Origin of the sequence: Bradyrhizobium sp. WBAH42 (genome assembly GCF_024585265.1) — a bacterium.
Taxonomy (GTDB): Bacteria; Pseudomonadota; Alphaproteobacteria; order Rhizobiales; family Xanthobacteraceae; genus Bradyrhizobium.
Genome location: NZ_CP036533.1, coordinates 2,707,024 through 2,726,234 on the forward strand (window position 1 = coordinate 2,707,024; position 19,211 = coordinate 2,726,234).

Sequence of the window (19,211 nt, forward strand, 5' to 3'; positions counted from 1 at the left end):
GCTCGCACGCAGGTCGCCACCGACCGGGCCGGCCTGCTGCTCTTCAGATCGCGCGCCGTTGTCGTCCGGCGAAGAGACCATACACAAAGAGGACGATGATGGCGCCGACGACCGCGCCGATCAGCCCGGCACCCTCTCCAGGACGGTACCAGCCTAGGGCCTGGCCAAGGTAAGTGGCAACGAAGGCACCAACGATGCCCAGGATGGTCGTGAGAATGAACCCGGAGGGTTCATTGTCACCCGGCATGATGAATTTCGCGATAATGCCCGCGATAAAGCCGATGATGATCGTCCAAATAATTCCCATTCTCCACTCCTCCTGATCAATGGCGACAATGACGAGGCCGTCAGCTCGGCAGACGCCCCTCGGGCGTGTACTTGTCGACCGCCTGCGGCAGCTCGCGCGAGAGCCTCGCGAGAATTTCCTCTTGCGAAAGCCCGGTCTCCTTCTCGAGTTTGTCCAGCACGTCGGGCCCGATTGCTTCCCGCAATTGCGGGGGCGAGATGTCCTTGTTCGGCCCCGTGCCGACCCACGACTGGGCTGCATCACCGTGGCCGTTTTGGTTGAATCTCTCCAGCAGCTCGCCAATTCCTCCCTGCAATAGTCCTCCAACCCCGGCCCCGCTCAGCATGCCAGTCAGGTTTCCGAGCAGGCCGCCAAGCGGTTGTTGGCCGCTGGACGGTTCGAGGGATCCGGCCCCCGGACCTCTGAGCAACTCCGCCAGCTTGTCCCGATTCTGATATCCCGCGATTGCGAGCAGTCCGAGAAGTGCGGTCATCGACGGCATTCCGCGGCTCATCGTGTAACTCCATTGTATGTAGCGCCAAACAGGTCGAACTCGGCCGGTCCGGTTCTGTTCCTGAAGCTTGCCGAATCCGGCGCCGGTCATTTGGAAGCAGGCGCAATGAGAAGCCAATCAAGCTGGAAGGCGCCGATCTAATCCCAGAATGGAATGGCCGGACGGGCGATCATCAGCCAGAAGATGATCAGCACGGCCGCGAAAGCCGGAAAGCCGAAGGCGAACCACCATCGGAAGAGATGGTTATAGCGGGCGGGCAGCTCGCTGTTGCTAGCGACCGCTGCGACGGCGAGATCGCGCATCTGCATCTGCATCCACACTACCGGCAGCCAGAAGGCGCCGGTCACGAGATACAGTGCAATCGACGCCGCCACCCAGCCGTCGCCGAGGGAATACCCGCTCGACCAGGCGAGCCACGTGCCGGTGATTGGCTGCAGGATCACGGCACTCGCCGTGAACAGGAAGTCGGCCAGCACCACCGTCCGCGCAACCCCGGCGATCTCGCGCGGGTCGCCGCGCAGATGCGCCACCAGCATGAAGAAGGCGATCCCGGCCCCGGTGCCGAGCAGCACGGCAGCGCCGATGATGTGCGCCATCTTCACGAGGAAGTAGAGCATCAGCGATCCTCCCGGATCGCCATGGCGACCAGGTTGAGCATGATCACCGGCCAGATCTTCAGCATCGGTCCCAGCGGATCGGCCCACAGTCGCGGCACCAGGACGGTGCCGATCACGGCATAGGTGAGCGAGATGATCAGTGCTGCCCAGAGTCCGTAGCGGCTCAGAGGCCGCCAGAGAATGGCAAGGCCGATGACGATGTCGGCGAGCGCGCCCGCGGTGACGACGAGCGCCGCGACGTTCCCTTGCAGCCCGCCTTCAAGCAGCAACGACATGCCGATATTCCAGCCCGCGCTCAGCGAGATGATGCCTGTGGCGATCCAAAACGCGCCGAAGACGCCGAAGATCAGCGGCTTGAGCGTATACAGCCGTGCAAACCATCGTTCTTGCACCGACGCAGGCTCGCGTGCGAGCGCGACTTCGAGATCGCGCGGTGGAGTGCCGGTCAATCGACGCCAGGGCTCGGGATCGCCGGTCGCACCGCGGCGCATTTCCGCCTGTGCCGTCGTGTTGATGGGCGTTCGCCATCCCAGCATCTGCGCAACGTCCCCCGCGCGGAAAGCAACCGAAGCTGCCCAGGATGGCAGCTGCAGGCGGTACGCCGGCCTCCAGCGCAGCCAGGTCCGAAACAGCCCGACCGCGTCGCTGAAGGCGATCTGCCGTGGGCCGGCCAGATCGATGGCGATGCGGCAAGGCGCGCCCGGCTGCAGAAAGAACAGCACGGTCTCAACGACGTCGTCGAGATGCACCGGTTGAATCGCCGCCGTGTCGGGCACGACCGGTAGAATCGGCAGCGCCGCCAGTCCTCGCAACAGCGCGCTGCCGCCATAGGCGGCGCGGCCGATCACGACGGAGGGTCGCAGGATGACCCAATCGAGGTCGCGCGCCATCAAGGCGGCTTCGCCCTCCCGCTTGGTACGAGAAAAATCGCTGGGGGCATCGACATTGCTGCCGATGGCCGAGAACAGGACGACGCGGCGGACGCCTGCGCTTTCGCAGGCGCTGTAGAGTGCCGCGCTTCCGGCGACATGAACCCCGTGTAGATCCCGTCCCTGGAGCGCTCCGGCCAGGTTGATCACCGCATCGACGCCCGCAAGGACGTCCTTCCATTGCGAGGAATCGGTTGTGCGGGCGACGTCGAGGCTGGTATGGCGCCGATCGCGCTCTGCTGCCGGGTGGCGCGACACCGACATACATTCGTAGCCTTCGGCCGACAGCCTGGCGTGGATCGCCGAGCCGAGAAACCCTGTACCGCCAACGAGGAGAATTCGCATGACTCCTCCTTCGATCGGCAACCGAATGCCGACAAACGGCTGATCTCATCGGACGGACAAGGCGGGGCCACCGCACTTGTTCCTTCAGGCGGAACCGGTTAGCCCCACGAACCAGGCTGGCTCTATGCCGCAAGACCTGAGGCAGATGAGTCATTCACGTCATCGAGAGCTGCTGCTACAAATCGGCACAAGCCATAAGGAAGGCGACCGGGAGAGAGCGATGCCGCCCAACGGGACAGGTTCAGGCTTTGCTGCCGGCGATGTCACGCCCGCGGTGCTCGCCATCGGCCGCTCGAATTTTCCAAACGTTCTCATCGACACGCTGCGCCGGCAGGCGGACGTCGGCCATTGCATGGTGTTCGCGCTGAGCCGGGCCGGCGCGGCAAGCTGCCTGCTCGATGCCGGCAACATCCCGATCGGCGGCGATCTCGGCGCCGCCTATGCCGGCCAGTTTCACGAAACGGATCCCAACCGCGACGCGCTGTTCGAAGGCGAGGGCGGCGCGCCGATCGTGCTGCCCCACTTCGCGCCGCGCATGTACGGGGCGCGTTACCGAAAAATCTTCTTCCAGGATTCCGGCATCGTCGACAAATGCGCGACCGCAATCTGGGCCGGCGATACCTGCTTCTACGTCAATTTCTACCGCATCGCCGCGCAGGGCCGCTTCAGCGCCGCCCAGCGCCACCGGCTCGGGACGATCGCGCCGGCGATCGCAGCCAGCGTCGCGCGCCATTTCCAGCAGGCGGAGACCGCGACACCCGACCAGAACATCGCCGCGTTGTTCGCCACGCGCGCGCCGCTCTCCGCGCTGACGCCGCGCGAGCAGGAGGTCTGCCGCCGCATCCTCGCAGGCTTCAGCTCGGAGGCGATCTCGCAAGCGCTCGGCATCAGCCTGCATTCGACCCTGACCTACCGCAAGCGCGCCTATGAACGGCTCGGCATCTCCTCGCAGAGCGAATTGTTTGCGATCGTGCTGCGCCTGCTGACGCGCAGCATGAACTAAGGCGTCGGCAACCCTGCAGCGCTCGACGAGCGCCTTGCTATGCGGAAAGTCGGGAACGATAGGGCGCGGTGAGCAGCAGCATGAAAAGCGCTCGTTCGGCCCGGTACTTTGCGGCCGCTCGGCTGGATTCCCGGCCCTGCATCACGACCGCGCCTTGAACGGTGCAGACGCTCCAGTTCCATTTCCTGCGCCTGCGCTGCGCCAGGGTCATCTCGAAAATCGGAAATTCCGGTCCCGCCATCGCCGCCGCTTCTCGCCAGAGATCCAATTTGGGCGGAGTTGAACCCGGAGCGTCGGCCTGTGTCTTCACCCATTTGGGTGAAGCGGAGCTTGCTCCTGCCGGGGCAGGCTGTTGCAGAGCTTTTCCCTGCGGCCATCCTTCGAGACGCCCGCTTAAGGCGGGCTCCTCAGGATGAGGATAGAGTTCGCGGCAGCAGTTTCAACGAGAACTGAAGCCGATGAGCCTCATCCTGAGGAGGCGCGTCAGCGCCGTCTCGAAGGACGAGGCGTGCGCGCAGGCCGCTGCTGCGAGTCACGGGCGACAAGTCTGGCGTCAGTCCCTCAGCGGCAATTTGGGGATCGCGCCGAAGAGTGCAGCTGCGCTCTTCTGGTTCCGCGTTCCCGTCTTGGCGAGGACGGCCTTGACCTGCGTGCGGATGGTTTCGCGGCTGAGTCCGTGATGCGCGGCGATGTCGCCGATCGTCTGTCCTTGCGCAATTCCGCGCGCAACGCGCGCTTCGCTCGGGGTGAGATCGAACAGGCCACGAATGAGGGCGAGGCTCGGTGCTTGCGAGGCGGCGACCGGTGTCGCGATGAGAAGGCCAACCGCCCCATCGAAGAGATCGCGGGCTTCGCCCGGCATCGCAACGAGATGAAGGACCACCCGATCGAGATCGCTGGTGCGACGCGCGGCGAAGGAGCATACGGCCTTGTCCGGCGCATCGAGTTGAGCAAGGCCGGAGCGCAGCAGGGTGTCGGCCGCGCGGTCCCTGATGGCGATCCGGTCCTTCGGCAGCCATTGCAGAACATCCGTCATGGCTTCGATCAAGGCGTTGGCGGCCAGAACCCGCCCGGAGCGCGTGATCGCGAGGGCCGGTAGGCCGACCAGCGACAACGCCTCGGTTGCCGCCCGCATCCGGGTGAGGCGCCAGCGCGTCGACAGCAAAGCCGCCCGCGCGAGATGGGGGCGAAAGCGGTCGAGAAAATCGAGGTCCTGCCGCGAAAAGGCGGGCCGGCCGGCCAGTCTTTCCATGTGGAAGACGATGATCTCACCGGACGGGCTGCGGACCGCCGTCGCGCAAGCATGCTCGAAGCCCCACTTCTTGTTCCATTCCACCCGATATGGATCGCGGTCCCATTCTTCCGGCGAAAACACCTCCTGCTCGCCGACGAAGCCGGGATGATCAAGCGCCAGGAGTCTCGGCGTCGTCTCCGTCCGGCTGGAGAGGTCGCTACGCAGGAACGCCGAGAAGGCCTCGCGGATCGACGGCGACGTCACGACACCATTCCAAACACCGGACCACTGATCGGAGTCCGTGGTGATCATGACCATGCCATGCGCGCCCGCGGCATGTGCGATTTGCTCCAGGACATCAGGCCAGAGCTCCGGAACGGTCGCTGCCTCGTGGATGCGGTCCACGATCTGCTCGAAATCGATGCCCGTCATTGCTGCGCTGGACCCATCAGATTCGACCGATCTTTCAGACGCACGGCGTGCATCTTTGCAGGAGCGTTCGTGCTTCGCTCGTCCAAGGCCCTTGATACCAACCCGCTTCAGCGGAACTCAATTGCTACTATTTCCCGGGTGGGCACCAATAGACGCCTAGCAGAAATCATGTTCATATTTCAACTATTTGAGAGATATTGCGTTATCCCAGCGTCGCGCGATCTCAGGACCTGGAGGCCCGGGTGATCCGGGCTCCAGCGGGCCGTTGGCGGGGCGTTTCGTGTCTGCTCCGCCGAATTGGGACAGAGTGTCCCAGGGTCACATCCGAGGAGCAACAACATGACCCTACTTGCTGAGCTGGTTACCGCCGGGACCGACCGGCATGTCTTCGCGGTCATGACCAACACGATGCCGCCCCGAGATCCTGATGACGACGAAGAGGATGAGGACGAGCAAGACGATGAAGAAAGCCAAACCGGCGAACCGGCGGTCGTGCGCGAGCCGGACGAGGACTAGGCAGGACGCTTGGACATAGTCTGAGCTTCGGTGAGCGCGATCTCCAGCCTGCGTGCAGCGCGCTGGTCCGCCCGGCGGCTTTCAAGGTCGGTCTGATTCCGCGGGCAGACGTTGAATGGGCCACGGTTCTCGGCGCCGCAACCTATCGGCGTTCGCGGGTAGAGGAGGTGAGCATGACTCTCATATTGCTTGGAGTGCTCCTTGTTTTCGGAGGCGTGTTCCAAATGGCGTATCAGCCCATTTGGCGAGGCCGGTTCAGCGGTGGGAAGTGGCTTCGCTCCGGGAGTGATACGCTGGAGCCTGAAAGGCCCGGTAGCGGCTTCGGCGTCAAATCGAACTGGCCTGGACTTGTGATGGTCGCGCTTGGCGGCGTTTTCTTGCTGGCCGGAGCTGCCATCTGAGTTGAAAGCAGACAAGGATACACGATGGCCGAACCCGTCGAGCTGGGCCAGGCCCTGACGGGAGCGTACCGACGTTCGTGGACACCGATTTGCGTTGATGCAAGGGTGCGTATATCCGCCGCTTGGACCTGCGCCAAATATTGCTTACGCTCGGTTGGGAGCATCGGGGATTGGCGATGCAGCGACGGCAGTTCATCACGCTTGTGAGCGGTGCGGCAGCCGCCTGGCCGCTCGCGGGGCGAGCACAGCAGGCGCGGCGGCAACACCGCATTGCGTTGGTTCATTCGGGTATCCCTGCTGATCAGCTTACCGAGACTGCTGGCCCCTTCTGGGTGCGGCGGTTTTATCAAACGTTGCGTAAGCTCGGTTATGCCGAAGGCAGCAATATCGTCGTCCAGCGTTATTCAGCCGAGGGGCGCTCCCAGCACTTTACGTCTCTCGCCGCTGCCGTCGTTGGCAGCGATCCGCGAGTGATCGTTGTAAATCTTAACGAGCTGATCGAAGCGTTCGCCGCGGCCACGACAACGATACCGATTGTCGCGATCATGGGAGACCCGATCGCGACAGGATTGGTTGCAAACCTCGCGCATCCCGGAGGCAACCTGACGGGTGTCAGCATCGATGCAGGTTACGAAATCGTCGCGAAGCGCCTGCAAATCCTGAAGGAGGCGATGCCCTCGGCCGCTAAGGTCGCTTACCTGACATCGTCGCGTACCTTGATGGATACTCCCCTGGGATTGTCGCTTCAGAAGGCAGGGCAGGCCCTGGGCATCGTGCTGAGCTGGAATTTCCTTCCAGAGGTGAACGATGAGCAACTCCGACGGACCTTTGCCGAGTTGACGTCACAGCGGTTCGACGCTGCCATGGTTGACGCGAGCGGCAGCTTTTTGGCACGACGCGCCTCGATCACCGAGCTAGCCGGGAAACTTCATCTTCCGATCATCTATCCCTTCCGCGACTATGCGGATTCGGGTGGGCTGATCAGCTATGCGCCGGATCTCGGTGAGCTTGCCGAACGACTTGCCGTTGATGTCCACCAGGTTCTCAACGGGACCAGGCCGGGCGATATCCCAATCTACCGGCCCAGCAAATTCCACCTGGTGATCAACCTGAAGGCCGCCAGCGCCCTGAGCCTCGAAATGCCTCCGACGCTGCTTGCGCGTGCCGACGAGGTCATCGAATGAGGAAGCCATTTGCTGCGGTGCAAGGGGTTGAAAACGGCCCTTAACGAAAGTCCGCCTATGCATCTTCAGCATCCGCCGTTGTGGGCAATGCGGACCTCGCTGTCTCGCCCGCGCGTGCTTTGGTCGTGAAGGTACGCCCCCCGAGGCCGCCCGTCCCAATCGCTGGGGACAGACGGCGGCTCGCGAAGGCGCTAGCCTTGGCATCAAGGAGACGACAAGGGAGCGAAGCTTGAGCACCGCGCCGCGCATCGACATCGACCCGGCCGCCTTCTGGGCCGATCCCTATCCGATGCTCGCCCGGATGCGGAAGGAGGCGCCGATCGCATTCGTGCCGCAGCTCGGCTCGACGCTGCTGGCGAGCCGCGACGACATCTCGATCTCCGAGAAGCAGATCGACGTGTTCTCCTCCCACCAGCCCGCCGGCCTGATGAACCGGCTGATGGGCCACAACATGATGCGCAAGGACGGCGAGGCGCATCTCGTCGAGCGTCGCGCGATGTTTCCGACAGTCTCGCCGAAGACGGTGAAGGCACATTGGGCCGCCCAGTTCCAGGACCATGCGGATCGCATCATCGCTTCGCTCGAACCGGGACGGATCGATCTCATGCGCGACTTCGCGCTGCCGTTCTCCGGCGAATGCCTGAAGTCGATCACCGGCCTCACCAATATCGGCTTTCAGGACATGGACGCGTGGTCGCAAGGCATGATCGAGGGCATCGCCAATTATGCCGGCGACCCTGAGGTCGAGGCGCGCTGCCATGCGGCGACCGCGGGCATCGACGCCGCGATCGACGATATCCTGCCGGTGATGCGCAAGAACCCGGACCAGAGCATTCTCGGCGTGCTCCTTAGCTCGGGCATGCCGATGGAGAGCGTGCGCGCGAATGTAAAACTCGCGATATCAGGCGGCCAGAACGAGCCGCGCAAGGCGATCGCCGGCACGGTCTGGGCGCTGCTGACCCATCCCGACCAGCTCGATCTGGTCCTGCGCGGCGAGGTGACCTGGCTGCAGGCCTTCGAGGAATATGCCCGCTGGATCTCGCCGATCGGCATGTCGCCGCGCCGCATCGCCAAGCCCTGGACCATTCGCGACGTCTCGTTCGAGCGCGACGAGCGCGTGTTCCTGATGTTCGGATCAGCCAACCGCGACGAGAAGCATTTTGACCGCGCCGATCAGTTCGACGTGCGACGCGACACCTCCAAGAGCGTCGCCTTCGGCGCCGGCCCGCATTTCTGCGCCGGCGCCTTCGCCTCGCGCGCCATGATCGCCGACGTCGCGCTGCCGACATTGTTCGCGCGCGCGGGGCGCATCGAGCTCGCCGAGGACGAGGAGGTGCGGATCGGCGGCTGGGCCTTCCGCGGGCTGCAGAATCTGCCGGTGAGGTGGCGGCATTAGGCCGGTCGTGCTTGGGGCACGTGGCGCGTCACACGTTCGGTGTCATCGCCCGGCTTGACCGGGCGATCCAGTACTCCGAGACAGTTGTGGTTGAATCGATGGGCCACGGCGTACTGGATTCCCCGCCTTCGCGGGGAATGACAGTGGGAGAGGGGGCTTCACACCTCAGCCCTTGATCCGCGATCATGCCATTCTGCTCCTGTTTTGCCCGACGAGTCAAACGTGCTTCGGATAATACGTAAGTCATTGTTTTCGCGCGCCCCGGCTACTGTGCATGGGGTTGTTTTGCGACTTTTTGTGTTCCGTTCGTCTGGCCTGGACAAAATCCGTGCAGCTCTCACATTCGCGTGCAGAAAAATTCCATCCTCATTCGCCTCGCCGCTTGAAAGATTGATCACGCGCGCAGCATGAACCGCAGTGCTCGCATCGCTATTTTCCCGGACGTCTCGACACTTCTGACGGCCCGCACCATCATTCCGTAAACGTGAATGATGACGGCCGCCCGCGGCCCGGAGTGTGGAATGCAGCGTCGAGACTTTCTGAAGCTATCGGCTGGAACGGCGGCCGCCGCTGCGTTCGCATCACCCGCGATCGCGCAAGGCGCGGTGAAGGAAATTCGTATCGGCTATCAGAAGACCGGCGTGCTGGTCATCACGCGCCAGCAGGCCGCCCTGGAAAAACATTTCACGTCGCAAGGCATCGAGGTGAAATGGATCGAGTTCTCCTCGGGGCCGCCGATGATGGAGGCGATGAACGTCGGCAGCGTCGATTTCGGCGCGGTCGGGGATTCCCCGCCGGTGTTTGCCCAGGCCGCGGGCGCGGCGATCGTCTACGCCGCCGGCCAGCCCATCACCAACGGCCAGGGCATCCTGGTGCCCAAGGATTCGCCGATCCGCGACATCGCCGACCTCAAGGGCAAGCGCATCGGCTTCACCAAGGGCTCCAGCGCTCACAACGTCGTGGTGCAGACGCTGGAGAAGGCGGGCCTCACCTACGCCGACATCACGCCGGTCTACCTGACGCCGCCCGACGCCGGGCCCGCCTTCGCCAATGGCAGCATCGAGGCCTGGGCGATCTGGGATCCGTATTTCGCGATCGGCGAGACCAGGCAGAACGGCCGCATCCTGATCAATGCGCGCGAGGTCACCAAGACCAATTCCTTCTTCATCGCCAACCGCGAGTTCGCGAAGAACCACGGTGCCATCTTGCAGCAGATCGTCGAGGTCACAGCTGCGGCCGGAAAATGGGCCGAGCAGCATCGCGACGAGGTCGCCAGATCGCTCGCCGCGATCACCGGCGTTCCCTTGGATATCCAGACCGTCGCCGCCAACCGCGCAAACTTCGTGATCGGTCCGGTCACCGACGAGATCGTCGCGACCCAGCAGGGCGTCGCCGACCGCTTCTACAAGCTCGGCCTGATCCCGAAGCCGATTCATATCCGCGACATCGTCTGGCGCAACCCGGCAGCCTGACCGTGCCGACAACTCTTCCCATTTCCAAGGGTCTGAACATGAGGCGTATCGTTCAACGCATGATCGCAGCCATCGTGCTCTCGGTCGGCATCGTCGCCGCCGCTGTCGGCACGACTTACGGCTAGGGGCACATCGATGAGCCAATCCAACGCCAACATCCTCTGGTTCCTGCCGACCCATGGTGACGGCCGCTATCTCGGCACCGGCATCGGCGGCCGCGAGGTCAACTTCAACTATCTGCGCCAGATCGCGCAGGCCGCCGATCAGCTCGGCTATTTCGGCGTGCTGTTGCCGACCGGGCGGTCCTGCGAGGATTCCTGGATCGTCGCTTCCTCAGTCGCGCCGTTCACCGAGCGGCTGCGCTATCTCGTCGCCGTTCGTCCCGGCCTGCAATCGCCGAGCGTTGCCGCGCGCATGACCGCGACACTCGATCGCATCTCGAACGGCCGGCTGCTCGTCAACGTCGTCACCGGCGGCGATCCCGTCGAGAACAAGGGCGACGGCATCTTCCTCGCTCACGACGAGCGCTACGAGGTCACCCGCGAGTTCCTCAACGTCTACAGCGACCTGCTCGCCGGCAAGACGGTGGACGTCGAGGGCAAGCACATCCATATCGAGGGCGGCAAGCTGCTGTTCCCGCCCGTGCAGTCGCCGCGCCCGCCGCTCTATTTCGGCGGCTCCTCCGATGCCGGCATCGACGTCGCCGTCGATACCGTCGACAAATATCTCACCTGGGGCGAGCCGCCGGCGCTCGTTGCCGAGAAGATCGCCAAGGTGAGCGAGGTCGCGAGCGCGCGCGGCCGAAAACTCTCCTTCGGCATCCGTCTTCATGTCATCGTCCGCGAGACCAATGAAGAAGCCTGGCGCGCCGCGAACGAGCTGATCAAGCATGTAAGCGACGACACCATCGCGCTGGCGCAGAAGAACTTTGCCCGCATGGACTCGGTCGGCCAGCAACGCATGGCGCAACTCCATGGCGGCAAGCGCGACAAGCTCGAGATCGCCCCGAACCTGTGGGCCGGCGTGGGCCTCGTCCGCGGCGGCGCCGGCACCGCGCTGGTCGGCGACGCGCAGACGGTGGCGGCCCGCATCAAGGAGTATCAGGACATCGGCATCGATACCTTCATCATGTCGGGCTACCCGCATCTGGAGGAAGCCTACCGCTTCGCCGAGCTGGTGTTCCCGCTGCTCGCGCTGGAGCAATCTTCCAACGTGACGAAGCTGCACTTCAACGGCGGTCCGTTCGGCGAGACGGTCGGCAGCGATTTCCGTCCGCAGCACCGGGTGTCGCAATCATGAGCCTGATCGACAGCATTTCGCTTCCGCGCAGCATCCGCCTGCCGCGGGCCGACGGCCTGATCCAGTGGATCGTGCCGCTCGCCATCATCGCGATCTGGCAGGTCGCGAGCGTGACCGGCTTCGTGCCGACGCGGGTGCTGCCGGCGCCCAGCGACGTCGTGCTCTCCGGCTGGAAGCTGCTGCTCTCCGGCGAGCTCGTCCGCAACATCTGGGTGTCGTTCTGGCGCGCCTCGATCGGCTTCTTGATCGGCGGCAGCATCGGCTTCGCCTTCGGCCTCGCCAACGGCCTGTCGCAGCTCTCGGCCAAGCTCACCGACACCACGCTGCAGATGGTGCGCAACGTGCCGCATCTGGCGCTGATCCCGCTGGTCATCCTCTGGTTCGGCATTGACGAGAGCGCAAAGCTCTTCCTGGTGGCGCTGGGCGTGTTCTTCCCGATCTACCTCAACACGCTGCACGGCATCCGCACCGTCGATCCGCAGCTGATCGAGATGGGCCGCATCTATGGCATGACCGACGGCGAACTGTTCCGCCGCGTCATCTTCCCGGGCGCGCTGCCCTCGATCTTCGTCGGCATCCGCTTCGCGCTCGGCATCATGTGGCTGACCCTGATCGTCGCCGAGACCATCGCGGCCTCCTCGGGCCTCGGCTACATGGCGATGCAGGCACGCGAGTTCATGCTGATCGATGTCGTCGTGCTCTCGATCCTGATCTATGCCCTGCTCGGCAAGCTCGCCGACAGCGCCTCCCGCGTGCTGGAGCGCCTGACGCTCTCCTGGCACCCCGCCTTCCAGAAACGTTGAGCGAAAATACTGGGAATCACATGCAGACAGCGCTTCGTACCTCTCTTCCCGAGACCGAGCTCGCCAGCCGCGCCAATTTCGCGCCTCACGCCCGCGTGGCGCGCGAGGAGCGGCAAGAAGAACGCCGAGTTCAGGCCAGCGGCCTGCCGCTCAGCATCCGCGGCCTGCGCAAATCGTTCGGTGACAACGAGGTGCTGCGCGGCATCGACCTTCACATTCCCGCCGGCCAGTTCGTCGCCATCGTCGGCAAGAGCGGCTGCGGCAAGAGCACGCTGCTGCGCCTGATCGCCGGGCTGGAGAAGATCGACGCCGGCAGCATCAGCTTCGGTCAGGATATTCAGCCCGAGGACATCCGCGTGATGTTCCAGGAGCCGCGGCTGCTGCCCTGGGCCCGTGTGCTCGCCAATGTCGAGGTCGGCCTCGGCCGCGATCGCGCCTCAACCGATGCGCATGCGCGCGCCGAGAAGGCGTTGATCGAGGTCGGCCTCGCCGACAAGCGCGACCAATGGCCCTCGGTGCTCTCAGGCGGCCAGAAGCAGCGCGTCGCGCTCGGCCGCGCGCTGGTCTCCCGGCCGCGCGTGCTCGCGTTCGACGAGCCGCTCGGCGCGCTGGATGCGCTGACCCGCATCTCGATGCAGCGCCTGTTGGAACGGGTCTGGCGCGACCAGGGCTTCACCGCGATCCTGGTGACCCACGACGTTGCCGAGGCGGTCGCGCTGGCCGACCGCGTGCTGGTCATCGAGGAGGGCCGCATCGCCCACGACGTCACGGTTAACGCCGCCCGGCCGCGCCAGCGCGGCTCGGCCGAGCTGGCAGGCCTCGAAGGCTCGATCCTGAGCCACCTGTTGTCGGCGGACGATCGTACCTAGATAAAGGGAACCCCGCTTTCGGGGAGCAACGCCATGAATGTAGTGCCCCGCGATCTCATGACCGAAATTCCCGTCTCGTCCGCCGATTTCCGCGGCGCCATGCGCCACCTCACCGGCGGCGTCAGCGTCATCACCGCCGGGCGGGGCAAGGACATCACCGGCATGACGGTGACCTCGGTGGCCTCGCTGTCGGTCGAGCCGCCGACGCTGCTGGTCAGCATCAACCGCGACGCCTCGTCGTTTCCGCTGATCCGCCGCCACGGCGCTTTCGGCGTGAACATCCTCAATGCCGACCAGCTTGACGTCGCCGAACGCTTTGCCGGCAAGGGCGGGCTGAAGGGCGCGGATCGCTTTGCAGGCAGCCAATGGGTGACGGCAGTCTCGGGTGTTCCGCTGCTGGTCGGCGCGCTCTCGGCCTTCGATTGCGAAGTCGAGGAGATCGTCGAGCGCCACTCGCACGGCATCGTCATCGGCCGTGTCAGGGACATCAGGAGCTCGACCCGCACCGCCGCGCTGGCCTATTGGCACGGCCAGTACGTGGCGGTCGATCAGGACGAAGACGCGGCCAGGCTCGCCGATGTCAGTCTTCCCGCGCGCGGCCGGCGCGGCATTTGATCGCCGACGGCGCGCCTCGCGCAAGGCTGGTCTTTTCCGCCTCATCGCTCTAGAAGCGCCTGGAGCCGTCCCGCCGGGTCGGCATTGGAGCGGAACGATGAAGCGCATCGCGACCTGGGCCTTCTACGCCATCGGCGCGCTCGCGATCGCCTATCTCGCGCTCTACGCCTACGCGATGTTCTCCGGCTCTCCGATCGTGCCGGGCGATCCCATCCATATCTTCCGCAAGCCCGACGCGCCGAGTTATTCGTAACGGTCTCGTAGTCTCGTAGGGTGGGCAAAGCGAAGCGTGCCCACCATTCTACCCAGCGAAGCCAGATGGTGGGCACGGCGCAAGTGCGCCTTTGCCCACCCTACGGCACCTCTCTCACCCCCTTAAGATCGCCAGCGCCAGCGCCTGCGCGCGCGGCACGATGCTGTCGATCTCCAGATATTCCTCCGGCGTGTGCGCGAGCCCGCCGACCGGGCCGAGGCCGCAGATGGTCGGCGTGCCGACCGCGGCGGTGAAGCCGGAATCGGCGCAGCCGCCGGAGAACTCGCCCTGCAGCGTGGTGAGGCCCACCTGCCTTGCGGCCGCCTGATAGCCTTCGAACAGGGCCTTCGACTCCGCGCTCTGCACCACCGGCACGAACTCGCCCTTGATCGACAGCGTCGCGCTGGTGCCCGGCACGGAGGAGGTCGCGACGATCTTTTCGATCGCAGCCATGATGCGCGCGCGATCGGCCGGATCGACATAGCGCAGATCGATCTGCCCTTCCGCGTAAGGCGCCGTCGTGTTGACGGACTGCCCGCCCGAGACGAGGCCGACATTGAGCGTGATGCCCTTGTCGAGATCGGTGAGCGCGTGGATCTGCACGATCTTGTGCGCGAGCTCGCCAATGGCGCTGACGCCGGCGGCGAAATTGGCGCCGGAATGCGCGGCCTTGCCGGTGATGGCCATGTGCATGAAGATGCCGCCCTTGCGCCCGGTGACGACGTTGCCCGTGGGTCGGCCCGGCTCGGAATTGAACACCGCGCGGGCCGCGCGCCCCTCGCGCTCGATCACCGGGCGCGAGGAGGGCGAGCCGATCTCCTCGTCCGAGGTGATCAGCACCTTGATCGGATGCGGTGAGCTGCCGAATTTGTGGAAGGCGGTGGCCACGAACACGTTCATGACGAGGCCGGACTTCATGTCGGCGACACCCGGTCCATAGGCGCGGCCATCCCGGATCGTGAACGGCCGCCGCCCGGCCTCGCCCTTGCCGAACACGGTGTCGCGATGCCCCATCAACAGCACCGGCTTTTCGTTGCTGCCGGGCTTTGCCACCTCGGCATGGATCGCGTCGCCGAAGGTGGCGTTGGCCTCGCGTCGGAACGGAATGCCGTGCTCGGCAAAATGCCGCTCGAACCGCGCACCGACCGTATCGACGCCTTCCTTGTCGTAGGAGCCGGAATCGATGTTCACGACGTCGCGGAGCAGGTCGATCATCGCCTGTTTCTGCGACGCCAGCCAATCCGTGATTTGAGCTTCAGACATGTGGTCCCTCGCGTGGTTTTCGGGCGGGGTTATAGGGCCTGACGCAGGCGTGACCTAGTCGCGTGGCGCGCTCCCGTTATGCGACGAGCGCTCTCAACGCGTCATTGCGAGCGCAGCGAAGCAATCCAGAGTCTTTCCGCGGAGGGATTCTGGATTGCTTCGCTGCGCTCGCAATGACGTGCTCGCGGCCTGCATCAAGCAAAAATGCCCGGGTCTAGCCCGGGCATTCGTCGTCAGCTCGTGTGCTTCGAGGGATCACGCCCCTATCATCGGCATCCGCGGATATTCACCGGGCGTGCCCGCGGGCGGGATCGGGATGCCGCCGTCGGCATATTCGTTGAGCTTGTTGCGCAGCGTGCGGATCGAGATGCCGAGGATGTTGGCGGCATGGGTGCGGTTGCCGAGGCAGTGCTTCAGCGTCTCCAGAATCAGGTCGCGCTCGACGTCGGCGACGGTGCGCCCCACCAGCGCGCGCGTCACCTGCTCGGCGGCCATGGTGGCATGCGCTACCGCCGGAGCGGTCTTGGCGAGGTCGAGGCGGTCGCCGTCCGGCGTGATGATGGCGTCGGGTCCGATCTCGTCGCCCTGCGCCATCAGCACCGCGCGGTGCATGGTGTTTTCGAGCTCGCGGACGTTGCCCTGCCAGCGGTTGGCGGAGAGCACGCGGCGCGCCTGGGCCGAGAGCGGGCGCATCGGCACGCCGTTGGCCTCGGCGTATTTCTTCACGAAATGCTGAGCGAGCTCGAGGATGTCGGCGGGACGCTCGCGCAGCGGCGGAATCTTCAAGTTCACGACGTTGAGGCGGAACAACAGGTCCTCGCGGAACGTGCCTTCGCGCACGGCTTCCGCCAGGTTGCGGTTCGAGGTCGCGATGATGCGGATGTCCACCGGTACCGGCTTGGTGCCGCCGACGCGATCGATCACGCGCTCCTGAATGGCGCGCAGCAGCTTGGATTGCAGTCGGACGTCCATCTCGGAGATTTCGTCGAGCAGCAGCGTGCCGCCGGTCGCCTCCTCGAACTTGCCGATGCGGCGGGCGACCGCGCCGGTGAAGGCGCCCTTCTCGTGGCCGAACAGCTCGGATTCCAAGAGATGCTCGGGGATCGCGGCGCAGTTGATCGAGATGAACGGACGCTTGGCGCGGGCCGAGCGGGTGTGGACGTAGCGGGCCAGCACTTCCTTGCCCGTGCCGGATTCGCCGGTGATCATCACCGAGGCGTCCGAGCCGGCGATCTGCTGGGCGAGCTTGATCACCTTCGCCATCGCATCGTCACGATAGACCAGTTCGCGGGAATCATTGGCGACGGCGGCCAGCACCGCGGCGATCAGCTCCGGATCCGGCGGCAGCGGGATGTATTCCTTGGCCCCCGCATGGATCGCGGCGACGGCGGCGCGGGCGTCGTTGGTGATGCCGCAGGCGACGATCGGGGCGTGGATGTGCTCGGCTTCCAGCCGCAGCACGAGGTCGCGGATGTCGAGCGCGACGTCGACCAACAGGAGGTCGGCGCCCTTGCCCCCGCGCAGCACGCGCATCGCCTGCTCGTGATCCTCGGCATGGGTCACGGTGGCGCCGTTCTCCATCGCGATCTTGGTGGCGGTGGTGAGCTGGCCCTTCAATGTGCCAACGATGAGAAGCCGCATGTCAGTCTCCTGTCCGTCTGTTCGCGCCGGCGCGCGTCATGTCCTTGCGTGTCAGCCGCGGTCGGCCTTGATGATTTCCGTCATGGTCACGCCGAGCTTGTCCTCGACCAGGACGACCTCGCCGCGGGCGACCAGCTTGTTGTTGACGTAGATGTCGATGGCCTCGCCGACGCGCCGGTCGAGCTCGAGCACGGTGCCGGGTCCGAGCTTCAGGAGCTCGCCGACGTCCATTTTGGAGCGGCCGAGCACGGCCGAGACCTGCACCGGCACGTCGAACACCGCTTCGAGGTCGGCGGCGGCGCGCGCCGCATATTCGTCCTCGTTGTAGCCGACGTCGGTGCCGGCAGGCGGCATCGGGCCGTTGAGATCGGGCAGCGGGACCTGTCCGTCAGTGTCGCTCATGGCTTAGCTCCCCCTGCGGGACGCGATGTAGCGTCCAACCATTTCGTCGATCTTGGCCGCGATGGCGCCGCGCTCCAGCACGACGCCGCCATCGGCCCATTCGATCCGGCAGTCGCCGGTGGCAATGTCCGGCTCGGCCAGGATCACCAGCCGGCCCTCGAAGCCGCTCTGCTTGGCGAGCCGCTCGATCCTCTCGCGCGCGCTGTCGTAGAGCGCATCGTTGATGCGGACGACGAGATGCGGCGTCGCGACCAGATGCGAGAAGCAGTCCTTGACCAGCGCGATGATCTCGCCGAGCGGCTCGGCGGCGACGAGGTCGGCGCACAGCTTGCGCGCCACCGCGACCGCGACCTCGACGGCCTCCGTCTCCATCCTGGTCTCGATGTTGCCGATTCCGGCGGCGACGCCGCGGATGGCGATGTTGATCTCTTCCATCGCGAGCGCGACGCGGCGGTCGCTCTCGGCCTTGGCCTCGCGCTGGCCGGCGGCAAAGCCGTCCTGATAGGCGCGCGCCTCGGCTTCCGCGACCTTCTGCGCGATTTCGGCCGCGGTCGCGGCCTTCTCGCGCGGCGAGCGCTCGGGCGCCGCGAAGTCGGTATCGAACAGGAATTTTGCCGGAGCGGCCATCAGTACACCAGCTCGTCGTCGGCGCGGTTCTTGGTCAGCATGATCTCACCCTTGGCGGCGAGGTCCTTGGCGAGATTGACCAGCAGCGCCTGGGCCTCGTCGACATCGCGTAGGCGCACGGGCCCCATCGCGGCCATGTCGTCTTGGAGCATCTTGGCCGCGCGCGAAGACATGTTGCCGAAGAAGAAGTTGCGGACGTCCTCGTTGGCGCTCTTGAGCGCGACGCCGAGCTTGTCCTTGTCGACGTTGCGCATCAAGGTCTGGGCCGAGCCGGAATCCAGCTTCACCAGGTCGTCGAAGGTGAACATCAGCGCCTTGATGCGTTCGGCCGATTCCCGGTTGTCCTCTTCCAGCGAGGTGATGAACCGGGTTTCGGTCTGGCGGTCGAAATTGTTGAAGATTTCCGCCATCACCTCGTGGGCGTCGCGGCGGCGGGTCTGCGATAGGTTGGACATGAATTCGGTGCGCAGCGTCTTCTCCACGCTCTCGATCACCTCCTTCTGCACCGCCTCCATCTTCAGCATGCGGTTGACGACGTCGAGCGCGAGATCCTCGGGGAAGATGCCGAGCACGCGCGCGGCATGCTCCGGTTTCAGCTTCGACAGCACCACCGCGATGGTCTGCGGATATTCGTTCTTGAGGTAGTTGGCGAGAACCTCTTCCTGCACGTTGGAGAGTTTCTCCCACATGTTGCGGCCGGCGGGGCCGCGGATCTCGTCCATGATGCCGTTGACGCGTTCCGGCGGCAGGTATTGCTGCAGCAGCCGCTCGGTGGCGTCGAAATTGCCCATCAGTGCGCCCGAGGCCGACATGCGCGAGACGAATTCGAGCAGCATGTCCTCGACCGTGTCGACCTCGACGGTGCCGAGCGTCGACATCTCCAGCGAGAGCTGGCGCACCTCGTCGTCGTCGAGCAGGCCCCAGATCTTGCCGCCATATTGCTCGCCCAGCGCCAGCATCAGGATCGCGGCGCGGCGCGGACCGGACAGCTGCGCGGCGCCCTTGCCGTCGGCGGCACGGCTGCCGGCGCGCTGACCGAGCGTGGAGATCACGCTGGTGATGTCGTTGGAGTTGGCGTTTTGCAAGGAGGCGGCCATGTCAGATCACTTC

Annotated in this window: 22 protein-coding genes; 11 read left to right on the plus strand and 11 right to left on the minus strand. The window is 65.0% G+C overall.

The window, feature by feature from the left end:
* Window positions 1-43: 43 nt before the first annotated feature.
* The 4 genes from DCG74_RS12650 to DCG74_RS12665 all read right to left on the minus strand — a co-directional run bounded on the left by DCG74_RS12650 (window position 44) and on the right by DCG74_RS12665 (window position 2,691).
* Window positions 44-307, minus strand: a complete 264-nt coding sequence (locus DCG74_RS12650; protein ID WP_172784682.1) for a GlsB/YeaQ/YmgE family stress response membrane protein — start codon at window positions 305-307, stop codon at window positions 44-46.
* 40 nt (window positions 308-347) lie between these two features.
* Window positions 348-800 (minus strand): YidB family protein, encoded by a 453-nt coding sequence (locus tag DCG74_RS12655; RefSeq protein WP_172784681.1) that lies wholly within the window; start codon window positions 798-800, stop codon window positions 348-350.
* Window positions 801-937: 137 nt separating this feature from the next.
* Entirely contained in the window at window positions 938-1,417 is a 480-nt protein-coding gene (locus DCG74_RS12660) for a DUF2269 domain-containing protein (RefSeq protein ID WP_172784680.1), read from the minus strand.
* Complete coding sequence (locus tag DCG74_RS12665) at window positions 1,417-2,691, minus strand: SDR family oxidoreductase (RefSeq protein WP_172784679.1); 1,275 nt, start codon at window positions 2,689-2,691, stop codon at window positions 1,417-1,419. Before DCG74_RS12665 ends, DCG74_RS12660 begins: the two co-directional genes overlap by 1 nt.
* Before the next feature lie 220 nt (window positions 2,692-2,911).
* On the opposite strand from DCG74_RS12665, the gene DCG74_RS12670 reads away from it, so the two are divergent.
* Window positions 2,912-3,694 (plus strand): helix-turn-helix transcriptional regulator, encoded by a 783-nt coding sequence (locus DCG74_RS12670; protein WP_172784678.1) that lies wholly within the window; start codon window positions 2,912-2,914, stop codon window positions 3,692-3,694.
* Between the two features lie 37 nt (window positions 3,695-3,731).
* On the opposite strand, the gene DCG74_RS12675 is transcribed toward DCG74_RS12670, so the two are convergent.
* Complete coding sequence (locus DCG74_RS12675; protein ID WP_172784677.1) at window positions 3,732-3,935, minus strand: hypothetical protein; 204 nt, start codon at window positions 3,933-3,935, stop codon at window positions 3,732-3,734.
* Window positions 3,936-4,247: 312 nt separating this feature from the next.
* Window positions 4,248-5,360, minus strand: a complete 1,113-nt coding sequence (locus DCG74_RS12680) for a helix-turn-helix transcriptional regulator (protein WP_172784676.1) — start codon at window positions 5,358-5,360, stop codon at window positions 4,248-4,250.
* A 339-nt stretch (window positions 5,361-5,699) separates the two neighbouring features.
* On the opposite strand from DCG74_RS12680, the gene DCG74_RS12685 reads away from it, so the two are divergent.
* From DCG74_RS12685 to DCG74_RS12730, 10 genes are all read left to right on the plus strand, one after another.
* A complete protein-coding gene (locus DCG74_RS12685) occupies window positions 5,700-5,876 on the plus strand; it encodes a hypothetical protein (protein ID WP_172784675.1) in 177 nt (58 codons plus the stop codon).
* 577 nt (window positions 5,877-6,453) lie between these two features.
* Window positions 6,454-7,461, plus strand: coding sequence for an ABC transporter substrate-binding protein (locus DCG74_RS12690; RefSeq protein WP_172784674.1), 1,008 nt, complete (start codon window positions 6,454-6,456; stop codon window positions 7,459-7,461).
* Window positions 7,462-7,690: 229 nt separating this feature from the next.
* The gene (locus DCG74_RS12695; RefSeq protein ID WP_172784673.1) at window positions 7,691-8,857 is read left to right on the plus strand and encodes a cytochrome P450; all 1,167 of its coding nucleotides are present in this window, start codon (window positions 7,691-7,693) and stop codon (window positions 8,855-8,857) included.
* Between the two features lie 521 nt (window positions 8,858-9,378).
* Window positions 9,379-10,329 (plus strand): sulfonate ABC transporter substrate-binding protein, encoded by a 951-nt coding sequence (locus DCG74_RS12700; protein ID WP_172784672.1) that lies wholly within the window; start codon window positions 9,379-9,381, stop codon window positions 10,327-10,329.
* A gap of 2 nt (window positions 10,330-10,331) precedes the next feature.
* Complete coding sequence (locus DCG74_RS12705) at window positions 10,332-10,454, plus strand: hypothetical protein (protein ID WP_257187565.1); 123 nt, start codon at window positions 10,332-10,334, stop codon at window positions 10,452-10,454.
* 10 nt (window positions 10,455-10,464) lie between these two features.
* Window positions 10,465-11,628 (plus strand): FMNH2-dependent alkanesulfonate monooxygenase, encoded by a 1,164-nt coding sequence (gene ssuD, locus DCG74_RS12710; protein WP_172784671.1) that lies wholly within the window; start codon window positions 10,465-10,467, stop codon window positions 11,626-11,628.
* Window positions 11,625-12,431, plus strand: coding sequence for an aliphatic sulfonate ABC transporter permease SsuC (ssuC, locus tag DCG74_RS12715; RefSeq protein ID WP_172784670.1), 807 nt, complete (start codon window positions 11,625-11,627; stop codon window positions 12,429-12,431). Before ssuD ends, ssuC begins: the two co-directional genes overlap by 4 nt.
* A 20-nt stretch (window positions 12,432-12,451) precedes the next feature.
* Window positions 12,452-13,300 (plus strand): ATP-binding cassette domain-containing protein, encoded by an 849-nt coding sequence (locus tag DCG74_RS12720; protein ID WP_172784669.1) that lies wholly within the window; start codon window positions 12,452-12,454, stop codon window positions 13,298-13,300.
* A gap of 33 nt (window positions 13,301-13,333) precedes the next feature.
* Window positions 13,334-13,915, plus strand: coding sequence for a flavin reductase family protein (locus tag DCG74_RS12725; RefSeq protein ID WP_172784668.1), 582 nt, complete (start codon window positions 13,334-13,336; stop codon window positions 13,913-13,915).
* A 97-nt stretch (window positions 13,916-14,012) separates the two neighbouring features.
* Window positions 14,013-14,168, plus strand: a complete 156-nt coding sequence (locus tag DCG74_RS12730) for a hypothetical protein (RefSeq protein WP_172784667.1) — start codon at window positions 14,013-14,015, stop codon at window positions 14,166-14,168.
* A gap of 114 nt (window positions 14,169-14,282) precedes the next feature.
* Here the strand turns inward: DCG74_RS12730 and DCG74_RS12735 are convergent, their stop codons facing one another.
* From DCG74_RS12735 to fliG, 5 genes are all read right to left on the minus strand, one after another.
* Window positions 14,283-15,431 (minus strand): M20 family metallopeptidase, encoded by a 1,149-nt coding sequence (locus DCG74_RS12735; protein ID WP_172784666.1) that lies wholly within the window; start codon window positions 15,429-15,431, stop codon window positions 14,283-14,285.
* A 255-nt stretch (window positions 15,432-15,686) separates the two neighbouring features.
* Window positions 15,687-17,072: a sigma-54-dependent Fis family transcriptional regulator gene (locus DCG74_RS12740; RefSeq protein WP_172784665.1), complete on the minus strand. Its 1,386-nt coding sequence runs from the start codon at window positions 17,070-17,072 to the stop codon at window positions 15,687-15,689.
* A 51-nt stretch (window positions 17,073-17,123) separates the two neighbouring features.
* Window positions 17,124-17,474, minus strand: a complete 351-nt coding sequence (fliN, locus tag DCG74_RS12745; RefSeq protein WP_172784664.1) for a flagellar motor switch protein FliN — start codon at window positions 17,472-17,474, stop codon at window positions 17,124-17,126.
* A 3-nt stretch (window positions 17,475-17,477) separates the two neighbouring features.
* A complete protein-coding gene (locus DCG74_RS12750) occupies window positions 17,478-18,101 on the minus strand; it encodes a FliH/SctL family protein (RefSeq protein WP_172784663.1) in 624 nt (207 codons plus the stop codon).
* Window positions 18,101-19,198, minus strand: a complete 1,098-nt coding sequence (gene fliG / locus DCG74_RS12755) for a flagellar motor switch protein FliG (RefSeq protein ID WP_172784662.1) — start codon at window positions 19,196-19,198, stop codon at window positions 18,101-18,103. Before fliG ends, DCG74_RS12750 begins: the two co-directional genes overlap by 1 nt.
* Window positions 19,199-19,211: the final 13 nt, after the last annotated feature.